Origin of the sequence: Vibrio sp. CDRSL-10 TSBA (genome assembly GCA_039696685.1) — a bacterium.
Lineage (GTDB): Bacteria > Pseudomonadota > Gammaproteobacteria > Enterobacterales > Vibrionaceae > Vibrio.
Genome location: CP155566.1, coordinates 1,072,229 through 1,089,438 on the forward strand (window position 1 = coordinate 1,072,229; position 17,210 = coordinate 1,089,438).

General features: G+C 49.9%; 12 protein-coding genes and 1 pseudogene. 9 read left to right on the top strand and 4 right to left on the bottom strand.

Annotated elements, in window-relative coordinates:
• Positions 1-133: 133 nt before the first annotated feature.
• From ABDK09_12460 to ABDK09_12470, 3 genes are all read right to left on the bottom strand, one after another.
• Positions 134-2,059: a bifunctional diguanylate cyclase/phosphodiesterase gene (locus tag ABDK09_12460; GenBank protein XAW90257.1), complete on the bottom strand. Its 1,926-nt coding sequence runs from the start codon at positions 2,057-2,059 to the stop codon at positions 134-136.
• A 24-nt stretch (positions 2,060-2,083) separates the two neighbouring features.
• Positions 2,084-2,566, bottom strand: coding sequence for an oxidoreductase (locus ABDK09_12465; GenBank protein XAW90258.1), 483 nt, complete (start codon positions 2,564-2,566; stop codon positions 2,084-2,086).
• A gap of 329 nt (positions 2,567-2,895) precedes the next feature.
• A complete protein-coding gene (locus ABDK09_12470) occupies positions 2,896-4,428 on the bottom strand; it encodes a bifunctional GNAT family N-acetyltransferase/carbon-nitrogen hydrolase family protein (GenBank protein ID XAW90259.1) in 1,533 nt (510 codons plus the stop codon).
• A 253-nt stretch (positions 4,429-4,681) separates the two neighbouring features.
• On the opposite strand from ABDK09_12470, the gene ABDK09_12475 reads away from it, so the two are divergent.
• On the top strand, positions 4,682-5,425 hold the full coding sequence (locus tag ABDK09_12475; GenBank protein ID XAW90260.1) for a sugar transporter: 744 nt from the start codon (positions 4,682-4,684) through the stop codon (positions 5,423-5,425).
• Between the two features lie 133 nt (positions 5,426-5,558).
• Here the strand turns inward: ABDK09_12475 and ABDK09_12480 are convergent, their stop codons facing one another.
• The gene (locus ABDK09_12480; protein XAW90261.1) at positions 5,559-6,926 is read right to left on the bottom strand and encodes an L-serine ammonia-lyase; all 1,368 of its coding nucleotides are present in this window, start codon (positions 6,924-6,926) and stop codon (positions 5,559-5,561) included.
• A gap of 587 nt (positions 6,927-7,513) precedes the next feature.
• Between ABDK09_12480 and ABDK09_12485 the strand changes: the two genes are divergently transcribed.
• The 8 genes and pseudogenes from ABDK09_12485 to ABDK09_12520 all read left to right on the top strand — a co-directional run bounded on the left by ABDK09_12485 (position 7,514) and on the right by ABDK09_12520 (position 17,188).
• The gene (locus ABDK09_12485) at positions 7,514-8,983 is read left to right on the top strand and encodes a YdiU family protein (protein XAW90262.1); all 1,470 of its coding nucleotides are present in this window, start codon (positions 7,514-7,516) and stop codon (positions 8,981-8,983) included.
• A gap of 118 nt (positions 8,984-9,101) precedes the next feature.
• Positions 9,102-9,827, top strand: coding sequence for a response regulator transcription factor (locus ABDK09_12490; GenBank protein XAW90263.1), 726 nt, complete (start codon positions 9,102-9,104; stop codon positions 9,825-9,827).
• A 2-nt stretch (positions 9,828-9,829) separates the two neighbouring features.
• Positions 9,830-11,285, top strand: a pseudogene (locus ABDK09_12495) (ATP-binding protein).
• Between the two features lie 122 nt (positions 11,286-11,407).
• On the top strand, positions 11,408-12,655 hold the full coding sequence (locus ABDK09_12500; protein XAW90264.1) for an ABC transporter substrate-binding protein: 1,248 nt from the start codon (positions 11,408-11,410) through the stop codon (positions 12,653-12,655).
• Positions 12,656-12,752: 97 nt separating this feature from the next.
• A complete protein-coding gene (locus ABDK09_12505; protein ID XAW90265.1) occupies positions 12,753-13,676 on the top strand; it encodes a sugar ABC transporter permease in 924 nt (307 codons plus the stop codon).
• The gene (locus tag ABDK09_12510) at positions 13,673-14,530 is read left to right on the top strand and encodes a carbohydrate ABC transporter permease (GenBank protein XAW90266.1); all 858 of its coding nucleotides are present in this window, start codon (positions 13,673-13,675) and stop codon (positions 14,528-14,530) included. The genes ABDK09_12505 and ABDK09_12510 overlap by 4 nt, the downstream gene beginning before the upstream one ends.
• A gap of 5 nt (positions 14,531-14,535) precedes the next feature.
• On the top strand, positions 14,536-15,648 hold the full coding sequence (gene ugpC, locus ABDK09_12515) for a sn-glycerol-3-phosphate ABC transporter ATP-binding protein UgpC (GenBank protein ID XAW90267.1): 1,113 nt from the start codon (positions 14,536-14,538) through the stop codon (positions 15,646-15,648).
• Between the two features lie 541 nt (positions 15,649-16,189).
• The gene (locus ABDK09_12520; protein ID XAW90268.1) at positions 16,190-17,188 is read left to right on the top strand and encodes a DctP family TRAP transporter solute-binding subunit; all 999 of its coding nucleotides are present in this window, start codon (positions 16,190-16,192) and stop codon (positions 17,186-17,188) included.
• Positions 17,189-17,210: the final 22 nt, after the last annotated feature.

Here is a 17,210-nt window from a genome sequence, read left to right on the forward strand (position 1 = left end):
TGATGAAAAAGCGACGAGGAGAAAACAGAGCGCTATTGCATCCATATATCAGAACTAAACCCGTGTCTCAGAACTGAATCGGCCTCTCTGAACTGAATTAGTCTCTCAGAACGGAATCAGACGCTTAAAGCAGTTACGCGTAGTGACGGCTTAGCACTTTCTCCCGGGGTTTGGCGAAATACTGTTGGCTGAACAGAGCAAACTGTTGTTTGCTGATCGGCTTGGAAAAGTAGTAGCCCTGATACTCGTCGACCCCGAGTTCCTGCAGGTGGTGCAGTTGGATCTCATCTTCAACCCCTTCGGCGACTACTTTAATGCCCAACTGATGGGACAGGGTCACGATGGCGGAGATAAAGAATTTCTGTTGGTCCATGGTGCATAAATCACGCACAAACGACTTATCTATTTTCAGCTTGTTAAAACGTAAATGGTTGAGGTTGTACAGGGACGACCAACCGGTCCCGAAGTCATCCAGAGCCAGACGAATATTGAGGTCTTCCAAACGGCGGATAATACTGACACTGCGGTCAATTTCATCCAGTGTCATGGTCTCGGTAATTTCCAGCACAATTGAGTCGAGATAGTTTTTCTCTCTGCTAAAAATCTCGTGCACCAACTCAGGCAACTCTTCATCAAACAGAGAGTCTGAAAGGTTGATCGCGACATCAATCCGCGCCTCGAAGTGATGCCAGTCCGTGGACAGAGCCCGGTAAACCTGCTCCATAATCCAGCGTCCCAGAGCTTTGGCCTGACCTGATTCCTCAGCGATGCGAATCAGGTACTCCGGATTAATGAAACCGTAGGTCGGATGATTCCAGCGTAACAGAGCTTCGCAGCCAAGACGTGTACTGCCAGGATTGATAATCGGTTGGTAGACCATAAACAGTTGCTGCTGATCGTCGATGGACAGCAACACTTCCAGTTCGTCACACAGTTCGCGTTTTTTCCGGTGTGCCAGATCGCGTTCTTTGGTGAAGTAGATGATCCGCTGTGCGGCTTCTTTCTTCGCCACGTTTAACGCTAAATCGGCATTGTTGAGTAAGACACTGAATTTTTTACTCTGCTGAGGATGACTGTGTTCAACCTGATCACTGGATGCGATACCAATCGCGATGTGCATCCGGCGTGAAGGGTCAAGAAATTGCAGTTTGCTATCCAGTTCATTGCGCAGGTTGGCGATGAACATATCAAGATTGATATCGAGACGATCAACCACAATGGCAAACTGGTCTGCGCCAACCCGCGCGCACAACAATTGATACTGCTCCGCTTGTTGGTTGATGATGTGACTGATATCACTGAGAATCCGGTCACCGTATTCATAGCTGATGACGTCATTAATTTCACGGAAATGGCAAATATCGAGCAGCACCAGTGAAAAATCGGCGCGCTGTTTACCCAGACTGCGAATCTCCTTCAACAGGTAGTTACGGTTTTTCAGTTTAGTCAGAGGGTCGTGCCAGGCCATGAACTTTTGGTAACGGGTATCGCGGTAGACGCGAAAGGAGATGTAGGCGAGCACCACCAAAATCAGCGCCATGTCGTACAGAACCGTCTGTTTGTTCTCTTCGATAATAGCACGGCTGCGCACTGATTCTTCCCCGGTCAATGTGGTAATGATCAGGTTGCGAATCAGTGGCATGTATGATTTCAGTTCATCAGAAAACTGATTCAGCGCTTCAACTCTGCCAGCAATGACGGCTGACTCATATTTACGCAGGATGTCGAACGCACCGGAAATGATGGGTTGAGCGCTGCCCTGCAGGCGAACCGCTTCAGTTTCATCACTGGTCAGAAAGGTATCGAAACGGTTCCACAGAATATCGTACTTAAGATTGAGTTGACGTAACGAGTGTCTGTCGCGCAGCAAAAACAGGTCCAGCTGATTGGAAAATTCCAAGGTCTCTATCTCCAACTGGGACAAAGACCAGGCGGACAGCTGGGTATGTTTAGTCAGCAGGTTATAGGTATTATTGAACGAAATCAGTGTCCAGATGGAAAACAGAAACAGTCCAAAAACAAATACGATATAAAATGCGATATGACGGCTGATATTCACAGATAAACTCAATCCTGGCGGAAATTAGTTCATAGTTTCAATTTGGCTGACTTGCCAAACCATGCGGCTGTGCAGAACTTCGTTGTTCAGTTCGTCAAAATCCGTCAGCGGATAGATAACCCAAATAGGCCCTTTGTCACGCACACTCATGACTTCGCCGTCTTTTTTCACCGCGAACAGTGGATTGTATTTTTCAATATCACTGTAGGGGATGGTTGACCAGTAATTATTCAAAGCGACCACTTTTAGATCGGTATTATCCCGCCCGATAAGCTTAAGTAATTCTTGGGCAGAGACACCGACAAACTTGGTGTTGTCCTGGGTCCATGGCGTATTCGTCGTGATCTCCTGATCCGCGTGAGCCAATAGCTGTTCAAGAGTGAAATAGGCTTTCTTGCCGTGATCATTCACGGTCAGAATAGCGTCGCTATCATTAGCGAAACTCAATGCAGAACAGGTACATAGCAGCGCAGCTATGAACGGACGAAAAAGTTTAAATTTGCTCATATTGGGCTCCTTAACGAACAGCAATAGATGACATTTGCAGAGGTGATGGTTTGGGGTTGTCTATTAGCTGAATCTTATAAAAGGATTCGAAACCTAATGCAAGAGTGAGCATAGTCTATAACTCTTAAGTGGTGCTCGGCATAATACTATGATTTTTAATGGTTTTTGTTTTCGCAAATTGCGAAGCTGGTTGCATTCTACAGAATTGTGAACCTAAAGTAATGATTGTAATGATATTTTGGTTCCCAAATTGAAAAAAACGAACGGAATCTTAAAAAATTCCGTTCGTTATGCTTTGTTAGATTTATGTGATCGTCGTCAATCCATTATCAGGATTTGGGCTGGGTGAAGCTTCCATAAAGATCGAGACGACGGTGGCGAATATTAGTCACTGAGCCCTCAGTGTTCAGTTGCTTTAGTTTGTCGAGGTCCACATCGGCAAAAATAATCATCTCCGTGTTGGGACTGGCTTCGGCGATAGTCGCATCGTGCGGGAAGAACACGTCGGATGGTGAAAATACCGCGGACTGGGCATATTGAATGTCAACGTTGTCGACCCGGGGCAGGTTACCCACACTGCCGCCAATCGCGACATAACATTCGTTCTCAATCGCGCGCGCTTGAGCGCACAGGCGAACACGCTGGTATCCGTTTTTGGTATCAGTCCAGAACGGTACGAAAATGATTTGTACATCCTGTTCGGCCAGCATACGTCCCAACTCAGGGAACTCACTGTCGTAGCAGATCAAAATCCCGACCCGGCCGGCATCGGTATCAAATACCTGGACCTGGTTACCGCCGTCGATTACCCAGTCACGTTTTTCGTGCGGAGTAATATGAATCTTGTACTGTTCGTCGATAGAGCCGTCACGATGCAGCAGGTAAGCCACGTTGTACAGCTGACCATCCTGCATCACCGGCATGCTGCCCGCGATGATGTTGATGTTGTACTCGACTGCCATACGCGAGAAGCGGCTTTTTATTTCGTCGGTGAATGATGCCAGAAAACGAATCGCTTCTACGCTGTTTTGGTCATTTTGCAGCCCCATCAGCGGGGCGTTGAAAAATTCCGGGAACAGGGCGAAATCCGCCTGGTACTTGGAGAGGGAGTCGACGAAGAACTCCGCCTGATCCATCAGGTCCTCAACGCTTAACATGGCACGCATCTGCCACTGGATGATACCGATACGAATCAGCGTTTTTTCGATATCGTGAATCGACAGGACATCTTCTTCATAAAAAACGTTGTCCCATTCCAGTAATGTTGCATAACCGCGCGAGCTGTCATCTTCCGGCAGGTAGTGGCGCATCATACGTTTGACGTCAAAGTCATTGGCGAGCTGGAACGACAAGATCGGATCGTACAGCTCACGGCGTTTGATCTTCTCTATGTAGTCGGTCACCTTCATGGAATCGGCGTAATTGATGTAACCGGGAATACGCCCGCCGGCCAGGATGGCTTTCAGGTTGTCGCTGCGGCACAGTTCTTTACGTGCGGCATACAGGCGCCGGCCGAGACGCAGGCCGCGATAATCCGGGTGAACAAAGACGTCCAGGCCATACAAAGCATCGCCGTTGGGGTTGTGTTGAATGACGTTGTGTTCGTTGATGATGTCAGTGTAGACGTGAGGGAGGGAAAAGCGGTTGTAGTCGACTTTGATGGTGAGTGCGGCACCGATGATTTTACCGTTGTCTTCAATACATATCTGACCATCAGGAAACTGGTGGATTAAGTCCATAATGGTCATACGTGGCCAGGCACCACCCACATCATGGAAAACCAAATCCATCAGTTCCGCTAGTTCGGGGTAATCGCTTTTTTCTATCACACGTAACGTTAAACGTGGTGTATCGCTACTCATGCACTTTATTCCTCAGTGGCTTTCTATTCTTTCCGTTATTTAATCCATACTGGACAAGTTGTTAGGTCAATTCAAGCGCTGCGGCTAATTTTAACGCGCTCTTGTCCTGATAAAAAGGCAGGTAGGAAGGGGTTTATTAGTAAGCAATATATTACTTACTGGTTATGTAACCTTGAATAAGGTCACTTAGCTTGCCGTGTAAACTGCGCCGATGTGAGTCATAGTTTATACAGGTACGTTCAGGGAACCTGAAATGAAAAATGACCACCTTCCTATTCTTTACATGTTAGTCAGCTCGGCAACACTGATGAAACGTCAATGGCGTCTGATGTTATGTCTTTCCTGGCCATGCTTGCTGGTAAGTATCATGACCGCACTGCGGGTTTGGTATTCTGCGCCCAATGATGACCTGTTCTGGCCGCTGCTCAACGGACTGCTGTTTATTGCGGTGCTGGTCTGGGCAACGGTGCGCTGGCATCGGGCGATTTTACTGCGCCAGTCTGCGGCGCAGCAGGAGAGTGCAGCGCTGGCCGCCAGACCAGTCGTGCGTATCCTGGGCTATGTATTGGTTATCATGCTGGTGGGATTGGCTTGTTTACTGGCCGGCATGCTGACGCAGAGCGAGGTGCTGTGGTTACAGCTTGGCTCAGAGCTGGTGCTGATGGTGCCGCTGGCCTGGGTTATTTCGCGTTGGGGGCTGGCCATTCCCGCCACGGCGGTGGAGGATAAAGAGCATGGATTGCACTTTGCCTGGCAGGTCTCCCGTCAGTATCGCGGTGCTCTGTTTGTTTTAATCGGATTGCTACCAGCGCTGCTGGCTCTGCTTCTGGTCAGTGTCAGTTGTGACCATGTGGCGGTGGCTGTGTTGATTGGGCCGGTCGCTTATCTGGCCTGGGCGTATGAGATTTGCGTGCTGTCGCTGAGCTATCAATGGATCGTGCAGCGCCAGGCGATTGAGAAAATTCTCAACCGCCCGCAGCGTAATATCATTCTGTAGCTGCCTCGCCATTTTATTGTGTTACTGCATCACCATTTTATTATGTTACTGCATCACAATACAGCGATGTGACTGCCTCATACTGTCATGCTGTTGTTACCGGCATCATGTGCTGATCAGCAGACATTAATGATTATTCACACGGCGGAGCAAGATGAATCAGTGCCAGCCCGCCCAGTGATGTTTCACGATATTTTTTGTTCATGTCTTTACCGGTCTGATACATGGTATCGATCACTTTATCTAAAGAGATCAGGCATTTGCTGGTGCGTTTTAGCGCCATGCGTGAGGCGTTGATGGCTTTCATCGCACCCATGGCATTGCGTTCGATACACGGTACCTGAACCAGACCGCCGATCGGATCGCAGGTCATGCCCAGCGAGTGTTCCATCGCAATTTCAGCCGCAATACACATTTGTTCGTTACTGCCGCCGCGCAGCGAGGTCAGCCCGGCTGCAGCCATGGACGATGAAACGCCAATTTCACCCTGACAGCCCACTTCGGCACCGGAAATCGATGCGTTAGTTTTATACAGGATGCCGATGGCACCGGCGACAGCGAGGAAGTCCTTGAGCTGTTTGGTATCGATCGGATGGATAAAACGGTGGTAGTACATCAGTACCGCCGGAATGACGCCGGCTGCGCCATTGGTGGGCGAGGTGACGACCTGGCCGCCGGCTGCATTTTCTTCACTGACAGCAAAGGCGTACAGATTTATCCAGTCCATGATCTCCATCGGGTCGTTTTCAATTTTGGCATTCGCCTCGAGCTTTTTGAGCAGGGCCGGCGCACGACGCGTCACATTCAGGCCGCCATCCAGAATGCCTTCGGTCTCAAACCCCCGTTGCATACATAACGACATGACTTTCCAGATCTGATCGGCGCGGTCATCAATTTCGCTTTGGGTATGGAAAGCCAGTTCATTGCGCAGCACCAGCCCGCCCAGACTCAAACCATGCCGCTCCGCTTTTTTAAGCAGGGCTTCGGCGGAGTCAAACGGATAGTCGACCAGGACTTTAGGTGTTTTGGTGCCGTGTTCGAGTTCGTCGGCTGTCGCGATAAAGCCGCCCCCGATAGAGTAGTAGGTTTCAAAGCCTATCGGCTGGCCGTGAGAGTCGAATGCGGTCAGAGTCATGCCATTTTCATGCAGCGGCAGATTGCTGGTATGAAACAGCAAATCACCGGCGTAATCAAAACCGATCTCCTGCTGGCCGCCAAGCATCAGAATACCGTCATCCAGCGCGCGTTGCAGGGTATTGTTAGCGCTGGTCATTTTGATGGTATCCGGCTGATTACCCAGCAAGCCGAGAATGACAGCTTTATCGGTGTGGTGCCCCTTGCCGGTTAGCGAGAGAGAACCATACAAATCGATTTGAATCCGTTTTACTCGTTCCAGTGGATTGAGCACGCTGAGAAAATGGTAGCCGGCGATCATGGGGCCATTGGTATGTGAGCTGGAAGGACCAACCCCAATTTTGAAAATATCAAAGATCGATAACATACAAACACCTTGTGCGAAAAGGGATTGAAGAGGTTGCTGGCCAGCTTATCTGGCACAGTTTCAGGAATTTGTCTGGCATAGTTCACTGGCTTGTCTGGCACAGTTTTACTCTTCAAGAATAGACCCTAATCATGGTGGCTGATGCCTTTAATCACCGGCGATGTAACAAAAATTTAATATCTCAATCTATTGAGAACATTTTAAAACTTCATCATATTGTCATTAGGTTGTCATATTTAGAGGGAGAGGAAAATGCACGAAGAAATGATTCAACCCAGCGTCTTAGGTGTGGTAGGCAGAACGATTCTGTTCTCCCTCTTTGCGATCGTTGCTGTGTTCAGCGTGGTGTAATCAACGCGGTGATCAACTGAAACCGCAGTAAATAGCGCCACTGCAAATGCAGAATCAGGCCCACGGCAGAGATGTTGTGGGCTTTTTGGTTTTTGGATGTGTTGGTTTTTGGACACACAGGCCTTGTGCTAAAAGCGAATCGCTGTGTGTTAAAACCGAGTAGCTTTTGGCTAAAACCTAGTATAAGTGTCAGGTATTTGCTAACGTTCCGACAAACAGTCAATGAGAGAATACGTATGTCGGTTTGGGACAATGTGACATTATCAACCCGTTTCCGGGCTATGCCGGAGGTGTTTTATACCCCGGTCAAACCACAGCCGCTGAGCAATGTCGGCTGGGTTAGCTGGAATGCGGAGTTAGCCGGGCAATTTGGCCTGCCGGCCCAACCGAACGATGAGTTGCTTCAGGCTCTGTCCGGACAGGCAATGCCCGAAGCGTTTGCACCACTGGCGATGAAATATGCTGGCCATCAGTTTGGGGTGTATAACCCGGATCTGGGTGACGGCCGTGGCTTGCTGTTGGCGGAAATGCGCTCGCGTCAGGGCGATGTGTTTGATATTCATCTCAAAGGTGCCGGACTGACCCCTTATTCACGTATGGGAGACGGACGCGCGGTCCTGCGCTCATCGATTCGCGAGTATTTGTGCAGCGAAGCGATGGCAGGGCTGGGCATCGCGACCACGCGCGCGTTGGCACTGATGCACAGTGACACCCCGGTTTATCGTGAGAAACAGGAGCGTGGTGCTCTGTTGGTGCGCGTCGCTCAGAGTCATATTCGCTTTGGTCACTTTGAACATTTCTTTTACACCGGACAGCATGACGAGCTGCGACTACTGGCCGACAAAGTGATTGAATGGCATTTCCCGCATTGTGCCGATGAAGCGGACCCTTATGGCGCGCTATTTAATCAGGTGGTTGATCAAACTGCGCTGATGATTGCCCAATGGCAGGCGGTCGGTTTTGCCCATGGTGTGATGAACACCGACAATATGTCGATTCTGGGTCAGACGTTCGATTACGGCCCGTTTGCCTTTCTGGATGATTATCAGTCGGATTTCATTTGCAACCATTCTGATTACCAGGGACGTTATGCTTTTGACCAGCAGCCGCGAGTGGCATTGTGGAATCTGTCTGCGCTGGCCCAGGCCTTATCACCTTTAGTTGAGCGTTCGGATCTGGAAGCGGCGCTGAGTGCCTACGAAACCCAGCTCAACGGCCATTTCAGTGCCCTGATGCGCGCCAAGCTTGGCCTCAATCGCAGACTGGAGAATGACGGTGCTCTGTTTGACGAAATGTTCGGGCTGCTGGAAAAGCACAAAGTGGATTACACCCGCTTTATGCGTCAGTTATCTGAGTTAGATCGCGACACCGAACAGGCAGTGCTGGATCTGTTTATCGATCGTGAGGCGGCACACACCTGGCTGCAGCGCTATTTAAGCCGGTGTGAGCAAGAGCTGGACTCAGCAGGGCAACCGCTCAGCTGCGGCGAGCGCTGCAGTGCAATGCGCCGTGTCAATCCGAAGTACATCTTGCGTAATTATCTGGCCCAACTGGCGATCGATAAGGCAGAGCAGGGCGACTTTAGTGAGGTTCACCGCCTGGCGGAAATCCTCAAGACGCCTTTTGATGATCAGTCACACTATGAAGATTACGCCCGTCTGCCGCCTGAGTGGGGTAAGAAACTGGAAATCAGCTGCTCGTCATGAGCAGCTGAAAATGTGATCTTGGTTTAGAACTGCATCAAATTTCCGTTAAATATCGATAATCATTCGGTATCCGTCCCGATACACTGCTTGTTAAGAATTTGTACAAGACAGGTGAGCAATGGAAAGCACACGTATTGTTGTCGTGGATGACGACCGCGAAATCTGTGAGCTTTTGGATGAGTATCTGAGTAAATCAGGTTATCAGGTGACGACGGTATGCGACGGGCGGGCTTTGCTTGCCCATATTGAGCAGCACGGTTATCCGGACCTGGTGCTGCTGGATGTCATGTTACCCGGCGATGACGGATTTACTCTGTGTCAGAAAATCCGCCGCAGTTCTGATGTGCCTATCATCATGCTGACTGCAGTTTCCGATGAAACCGACCAGATTATCGGTCTGGAAATTGGGGCCGATGATTACATCGCCAAACCTTTCAGTCCGCGTCAGTTAATGGCGCGCATTAAAGCTCTGCTGCGCCGGGCCCAAGTCAGTGAAGAAAAATCGGCCGATCCGTTACCCAAGCGCATCGCGTTTGGTGACTGGCGGCTCGATACTTTATCGCATCGTATGACCCATCAGCAAAGCGGTGAGGAACATGAATTATCGGGCAGTGATTTTGCTCTGTTGATGTTGTTCCTGTCCCGGGCCAATGAAGTTCTGGATCGCGACACCATCTCTTTTGCGACCCGGGGCCGGGAAGCCTTGCCATTTGAACGCGGTATTGATGTTCAGCTGAGTCGCTTACGGCAAAGGCTGGGAGACAGCGCCAAATACCCTAACTACATCAAAACGTTACGTGGCAATGGCTATCTGCTGTCCGTGCCGGTCAGCTTTGAGTACTGAGTATGTCTGTCCGGCGGATATTGCAGTGGATTCAGCCGACCTCGCTGGTGGCGCGAACCTTGTTGCTGACGTTATTTGCGGTGTTGCTGGCCCAGGGGCTGGCAACCTCTATCTGGTACAGCCAGTCTAAATCGAATGAACTGGAAGGGATACGCTCGGCATCTTCCAGTATGGCCGGTATGTTTGCCTCGACCGTGACCTTTTTCCAGTCGTTACCGGTGCGTTACCGCCACATTGTGCTGGATCAGATCCGCAATATGGGCGGCACCCGCTTTTTTGTTTCGTTCAATAAGCAGCAGTTGCTCGTAGATCCAATTGAAAATACCCGCTTTAAACTGGCCTCAGTCAGTGCTGTGCGTCAGGTATTGCAGCAAAAGCTCAATAATGTTGGTGAGATTCGGGTCGACTTTACCCGTCCCGAGCATCTGCGTTTATTGAAGAATGACATTTATCTCAACGACCTGCCTCGTTCCTGGGCGCATCACACTCTGACGCTGGAGCCGCTCAATCCGCCGGTCATGGTGGTCCAGATTGAATTGGCCAGCCATGAGTGGCTTTACATTGCGGCCTTATTACCTGCGCCCTACGTTAATCTTGACGATAATCTGCTCGGCCGTGAACAATTGCTGTTTCTGCTGCTGTCCACCACGATTTTATTGCTGCTGACTTACCTTCTGGTGCGGCGTCAGGTTTCGGCCATTGAAGAACCTTGCCCGGGCAGCCAACGATCTCAGTATGGATATCGCCCAGCGGCCGCTGCGTGAAGAGGGAGCCAGTGAGCTGGTGATGGCGACCCGTGCATTCAACCGGATGCAGCAGCGTATCCGGCGTTATGTCGCTGACCGTGAGCATCTGTTTGCCGCTATTTCCCATGATTTAAAGACGCCGATTACCCGTTTACGGCTGCGCGCGGAGCTGCTGGAGAGCGATGTGAAGCGTGACAAGTTTAACCGTGATCTGGATGAACTGGAGATGATGGTCAAAGGCGCCTTGCAATGTGTACGTGATACGGAATTGCATGAAAACAATGATTACATCGATCTCTGCGAGCTGATTCAGAGCATTGCGGAAGGCTACAATTTCGAGCGGGAACGGGTGCATTTTACTCCGGTGACGATGGAGCCTTTGATTGTCAAACCGCTCGCGATGCGTCGTGTCCTTAGCAACCTGATTGATAACGGGGTGAAATATGGTGAGGAAGTGACAGTGACGCTACGGGAAACGCCGCAGTGGATCGTCATCACTATACAGGACCAGGGCCCCGGTATTCCTGCTGACAAACTGGAAGCGGTTTTTGAACCCTATTTTCGTCTGGCTGATGATGAAGAGGGGCATGGTCTGGGGCTGGGGATATGTCGTAACATTCTGCACGGACACGGCGGAGATCTCATAATCGCTAACTCACTGGAAGGCGGGCTGTTAGCACAAGTCTTTGTTCCACCTAATATTGATGTCTAATGTAACTTAACTGTTACTTTGTTGTTACTGTATGTTGCAGAACAAAGTTTTTGAGTTATCTATGCTGGTTGTAGAGCGCTTTAAGCGCCGACAGCCAAATCCAAACATGGAAGATAACCAGAATGAAACTAACCAAAACTCTACTGACTCTCTCTCTGCTATCCGCAACGTCACTGGCTCAGGCTGGTGAAGTCGAAGTACTTCACTGGTGGACATCCGGCGGTGAAGCGAAATCCGTCGCCGTTTTGAAACAGCTGATGGAGCAAGAAGGCCATACCTGGAAAGATTTTGCTGTCGCCGGTGGCGGCGGTGAAAGTGCCATGACGGTACTGAAAACTCGTGCGGTGTCCGGCAATCCGCCATCAGCGGCGCAAATTAAAGGTCATGATATTCAGGAATGGGCAGGACTGGGCTTTCTGACCAATCTGAATGATGTGGCTGTTGAAGGACACTGGGATGACGTTATTCCGCCGATGATCAACCAGGTGATGAAGTACGACGGCGAGTACGTGGCAGTACCTGTCAACGTGCACCGTGTGAACTGGATGTGGGCCAACCCGGAAGTGTTCAAGAAAGCCGGAGCGAAAGTGCCGACCAATCTGGATGAATTTTTCGCAGCGGCAGACAAAATCAAGGCCGCCGGTTTCATCCCGCTGGCGCACGGTGGCCAACCGTGGCAGGACGCGACTGTATTTGAAGCGGTTGCACTGGATGTCCTCGGACCACAAGACTATGTGAAAGCTTTCGTTGACCTGGATATGGATACCTTATCCGGCGATAAGATGGTTCAGGTATTCACCCAATTCAAAAAACTGCACAACTACATCGATGACAACTCACCGGGTCGAGACTGGAACGTTGCGACGTCCATGGTGATCAATGGTGATGCTGCGATGCAGATCATGGGTGACTGGGCGAAAGGTGAATTTACCGCAGCGGGTAAGGTACCTGGTCAGGATTACCTGTGCTTCCCGGCTTTGGGCACGCAAGGGGAATTTACCTACAACGTGGACAGCTTTGCTTTCTTTGAGCTGAAAGATGCAGAAAACATCAAGGCACAAAAAGCTCTGGCCAAAACCATCATTTCACCTCAGTTCCAGGAAGTATTTAACCTCAACAAAGGTTCAATTCCGGTTCGTACGGATATGGACATGGCGAAATTTGACCAGTGTGCGATGGACTCAATGAAAGAGTTCAAATCATCGTCTGCCGATGGCGGTCTGGTACCGAGTATGGCGCACGGCATGTCGACTACCAGCTATGCTCAGGGCGCTATCTTTGACGTCGTGACCAACTTCTTTAATGACCGCGATGCCGATCCAAAACAGGCGGCGCAGAAGCTGGCCAAGGCTGTGAAAGCCGCTATGTAAGCGCAGCTTCAATCTCCAACCATTACTGTTGAATTGTGCAAGGCAGAGGGCATCTGCGCTCTGTCTTGTCACAAGCTGTTTTCTTACAAGGAAAGTTATGGAGCATGTTTTGAAGCGTCCAACGACTTATTCTGCGCCAAAGCGAAGCTTTGCCGACAGACTGCAGCACTGGCTGCCGAAAATTGTCCTGTCACCTACCATAGTGGTTACTCTGGTGTGTATTTATGGATTTATTTTCTGGACCGCCGCGCTGTCACTCACCAACTCCCGTTTTTTACCCAGTTTTAATTTTGTCGGTTTCACTCAGTACAGCAAACTGATGGACAACGACCGCTGGCTGACCTCAATCACTAATCTGGGAATATTTGGTCTGCTGTTTATGCTGATTGCCATCGTGCTCGGGGTTTTTCTGGCTATCTTTCTTGACCAGAACATCCGTCAGGAAGGGGCGATTCGCACCATTTATCTCTATCCGATGGCGCTCTCTTTTATCGTCACCGGTACCGCCTGGAAATGGATTCTTAACCCTGGGCTCGGGCTTGAAAAACTGATGCATGACTGGGGCTTTACCGGGTTTCAGTTTGACTGGTTGGTGGACTCTGATATGGCGGTCTATACCCTGGTGATCGCGGCAGTATGGCAATCCTCCGGCTTCGTGATGGCCATGTTTCTGGCCGGCTTGCGTGGTATTGATGCCTCGATTATCAAAGCGGCGCAAATTGATGGTGCCAGCCTGCCGGTTATTTATTGGAAAATTGTGCTGCCTTGTCTGCGCCCGGTATTTTTCAGTGCGGTGATCATTACCTCGCACATCGCCATCAAAAGCTTTGATCTGGTGACTGCGATGACGGCCGGTGGCCCTGGCTATTCGTCTGATTTGCCTGCGCTGTTTATGTATGCACACTCCTTTACCCGTGGCCAGATTGGTCTGGGTGCGGCCAGTGCGATGATGATGTTGGGCGGTATTCTAGCCATTCTGGTGCCATACCTCTATTCCGAGCTGAGGGAGAAAAAATCATGAACCGTTCAATGAATTTCGCCCGCCTAGGAATATATGCGTTGCTGCTGGCATTCTGTCTGATGTATCTGATGCCGCTGCTGGTGATGGTGCTGACGTCATTCAAATCCTTGCCGGATATTCGTGCCGGAAACCTGATTTCACTGCCTCAGGAGTGGGTGATTGATGCCTGGCTGAAAGCCTGGGATACCGCTTGTACCGGCGTTAGCTGTGACGGCATCAAAGGTTATTTCTGGAATTCGTTTCAGATGGTGATCCCGGCCGTGCTGATTTCGACCCTGCTGGGCGCATTCAACGGCTACGTAGTGACGAAGTGGCAATTCCGCGGCTCCAACCTGTTTTTCAGCCTGTTACTGTTCGGTTGCTTTATCCCGTTTCAGGTGATTCTGCTGCCGATGGCGGCGGTGCTGGGCAAGCTGGGTCTGGCGAATACCACCGCGGGGCTGGTCATCGTGCATGTGATTTATGGGATGGCTTTTACCACCTTGTTTTTCCGTAATTTCTATATTGCGGTGCCGGATGAACTGGTCAAAGCGGCCAAGCTGGATGGCGCAGGTTTCTTTACCATCTTTTTCCGTATCTTATTGCCGATTTCAACCCCGATCATCATGGTCACCATCATTTGGCAGTTCACCGCTATCTGGAACGATTTCCTGTTTGGTGTGGTGTATTCCGGCTCCGATACACAGCCGATTACCGTTGCTCTGAACAACCTGGTCAACACCAGTACCGGAGTAAAGGAATATAACGTAGATATGGCCGCCGCCATCATCGCAGCTCTTCCGACGCTGCTGGTGTACGTGCTGGCCGGGAAGTATTTTGTACGCGGTCTCACCGCAGGTTCAGTAAAAGGATAATCCGCATGGCAGCATTAGATTTAAAACAGATTCGCAAAACGTATCGCAATGCGGAGCAGGAAACCCTGAAGGGAATTGATATCAGTATCGAGTCCGGTGAGTTTTTGATTCTGGTTGGCCCATCCGGTTGCGGTAAGTCAACTTTGATGAATACCATCGCGGGTCTGGAGAATATTACCTCAGGTGAAATTGTGATTGATGGCGTAGATGTCTCCAATGTTGAACCCAAAGATCGTGACATCGCAATGGTATTTCAATCGTACGCATTGTATCCAAATATGACGGTGCGCGATAATATCGCTTTCGGTCTGAAGATCCGAAAAATAGCCAAAGAGGCGATCGATGCAGAAGTGAATCGAGTCGCCGAAATGCTGCAAATCAGCCATCTTCTGGAGCGTAAACCATCGCAATTATCCGGTGGTCAGCGGCAGAGGGTAGCGATGGGGCGCGCATTGGCACGTCGGCCTAAGTTGTATCTGTTCGATGAGCCATTGTCGAACCTGGATGCGAAACTGCGGGTGGATATGCGTCATCAGATTAAGCGTCTCCACCAGCAGTTAAAGACGACCATTGTTTATGTTACCCACGATCAGATAGAAGCCATGACGCTGGCGGACAGGATTGCGGTCATGAAAGATGGCGAGTTGCAGCAGTTGGGAACGCCGCAGGAGATTTATAATCATCCGAACAACATGTTTGTTGCCGGCTTTATGGGGTCACCCTCAATGAATTTTATTCATACTCAGGTGGATCTGAACAGTGAGCAGCAACCGGTGATTAAAGTGCGTGGCAGTGATGCCAGAGAGCATGAAATCAAGCTGCCAGCGGCTCTGCGCGAGCAAGATGGCCGCTCCATTGTTATCGGCGTACGCCCGGAGCATATTACTGAGCAGCCGGGTAAGGATGAGCAAACATCGACCGGGCTTGAACTGCTGCTTGAAGTACTTGAGCCGACAGGGCCGGATATTATTGCTATGGTTAAAGTGAATGATGAAGAGGTGGCGTGTCGATTGTCACCTGAGTATCAGGTCAAACCTGGACAAACGGCGACTTTGAATTTTGATTTGTCAAAAGCCGTGTTTTTCGACGCAGCGACTGAGCAGCGTATTCATTTTTAACCGGCTGGTGCTGTGATACCAGCCCGCCAGTTTAAGTGCACTCTCCAATCAATGACTCAGGTACTCGGGGGAGACTTGGGTTAATTATGGGGTGTTGCCGGGTCAGGCTTGCGACCCGGACGGAGAGTGCACTTACCTCTTCACTCCCGGATCTATAATCGTTTCCGTTATTCACCCTCATCTTTTGCTTTTCTGATCTTCTTTGGCATAACTCTTTCAAGTGGTTATCATCTTGGCCGTTGTCGGCACGCAGAGTATCCATACGTTTTAGCTGAACCTCAACATACTGAATCGTCGATATCTGCCGGGATAAGGCGATGGGTGGATTCTGACCCAATCGCTATTTTTTCATGGGTCAGATTCCACCCATTTGTAATGACTTTCAGCGGCTTAGTGATTGTTAAAAATCAGGTAACAGAGTGTAACCGTTTGTAAAATAAGTGATGTTAATAAAATGTAGCAAGTTGGCCTACTAATTGCTCCTTAGTGAATAACCAGCACCCATAGATGGGGCTGATAAATGAAACTAAGGAGAATTATAATGTTCAAGCCTCTTACTCTGTTAACTGCCTCTATTCTTGCTGTCACCAGCTTCAACGCTGCCGCAAACTGTGATCCGGGTGAAATCGTGATCAAGTTCAGTCACGTGACCAACACCGATAAACACCCGAAAGGTATCGCTGCTTCACTGCTGGAAAAACGCGTTAACGAAGAGATGAATGGTAAAGCCTGTATGCAGGTGTTCCCTAACTCGACGCTGTACGATGATGACAAAGTTCTGGAAGCGCTGCTGAATGGCGACGTTCAATTGGCCGCACCTTCACTGTCGAAGTTTGAAAAATTCACCAAAAAGTTCCGTTTGTTCGATCTCCCTTTCCTTTTTGATGATGTTGATGCCGTAGACCGTTTCCAGAACTCTGATTCGGGTGAAGCGCTGAAAAATGCGATGAACCGTCGTGGCGTGAAAGGCCTGGAATTCTGGCATAACGGCATGAAACAAATTTCTGCTAACAAACCGCTGCTGGTGCCTGGTGATGCGAAAGGTCTCAAGTTCCGTGTTCAGGCATCTGATGTGCTGGTAGCTCAGTTTGAACAACTGGGCGCTAACCCGCAGAAAATGTCGTTTGCCGAAGTGTATGGCGGCCTGCAAACCAAAGTTATCGATGGTCAGGAAAATACCTGGTCAAACACCTATGGCCAGAAGTACTTCGAAGTACAGGACGGCATTACTGAAACTAACCACGGTATTCTTGATTACCTGGTGGTGACATCAACTAAATGGTGGGATGGTCTGCCAGCAGACGTACGTGATCAGTTTGCCACTATCCTTCAGGAAGTGACTCAAACCCGTAACGCTGAATCTAACCGCGTCGAAGAGCAGAATAAGCAGTACATCGTTGAAGCAGGCGGTGTGGTGCGTGAGCTGACTCCGGAACAGCGTGAGCAGTGGGTTGACGCGCTGAAACCGGTCTGGAAGAAGTTTGAGAAAGATATTGGTTCGGACCTGATTGACGCTGCCCTGGCGTCGAATCAGAAGTAAAGCAAGCGGCCCCGGTAATGCG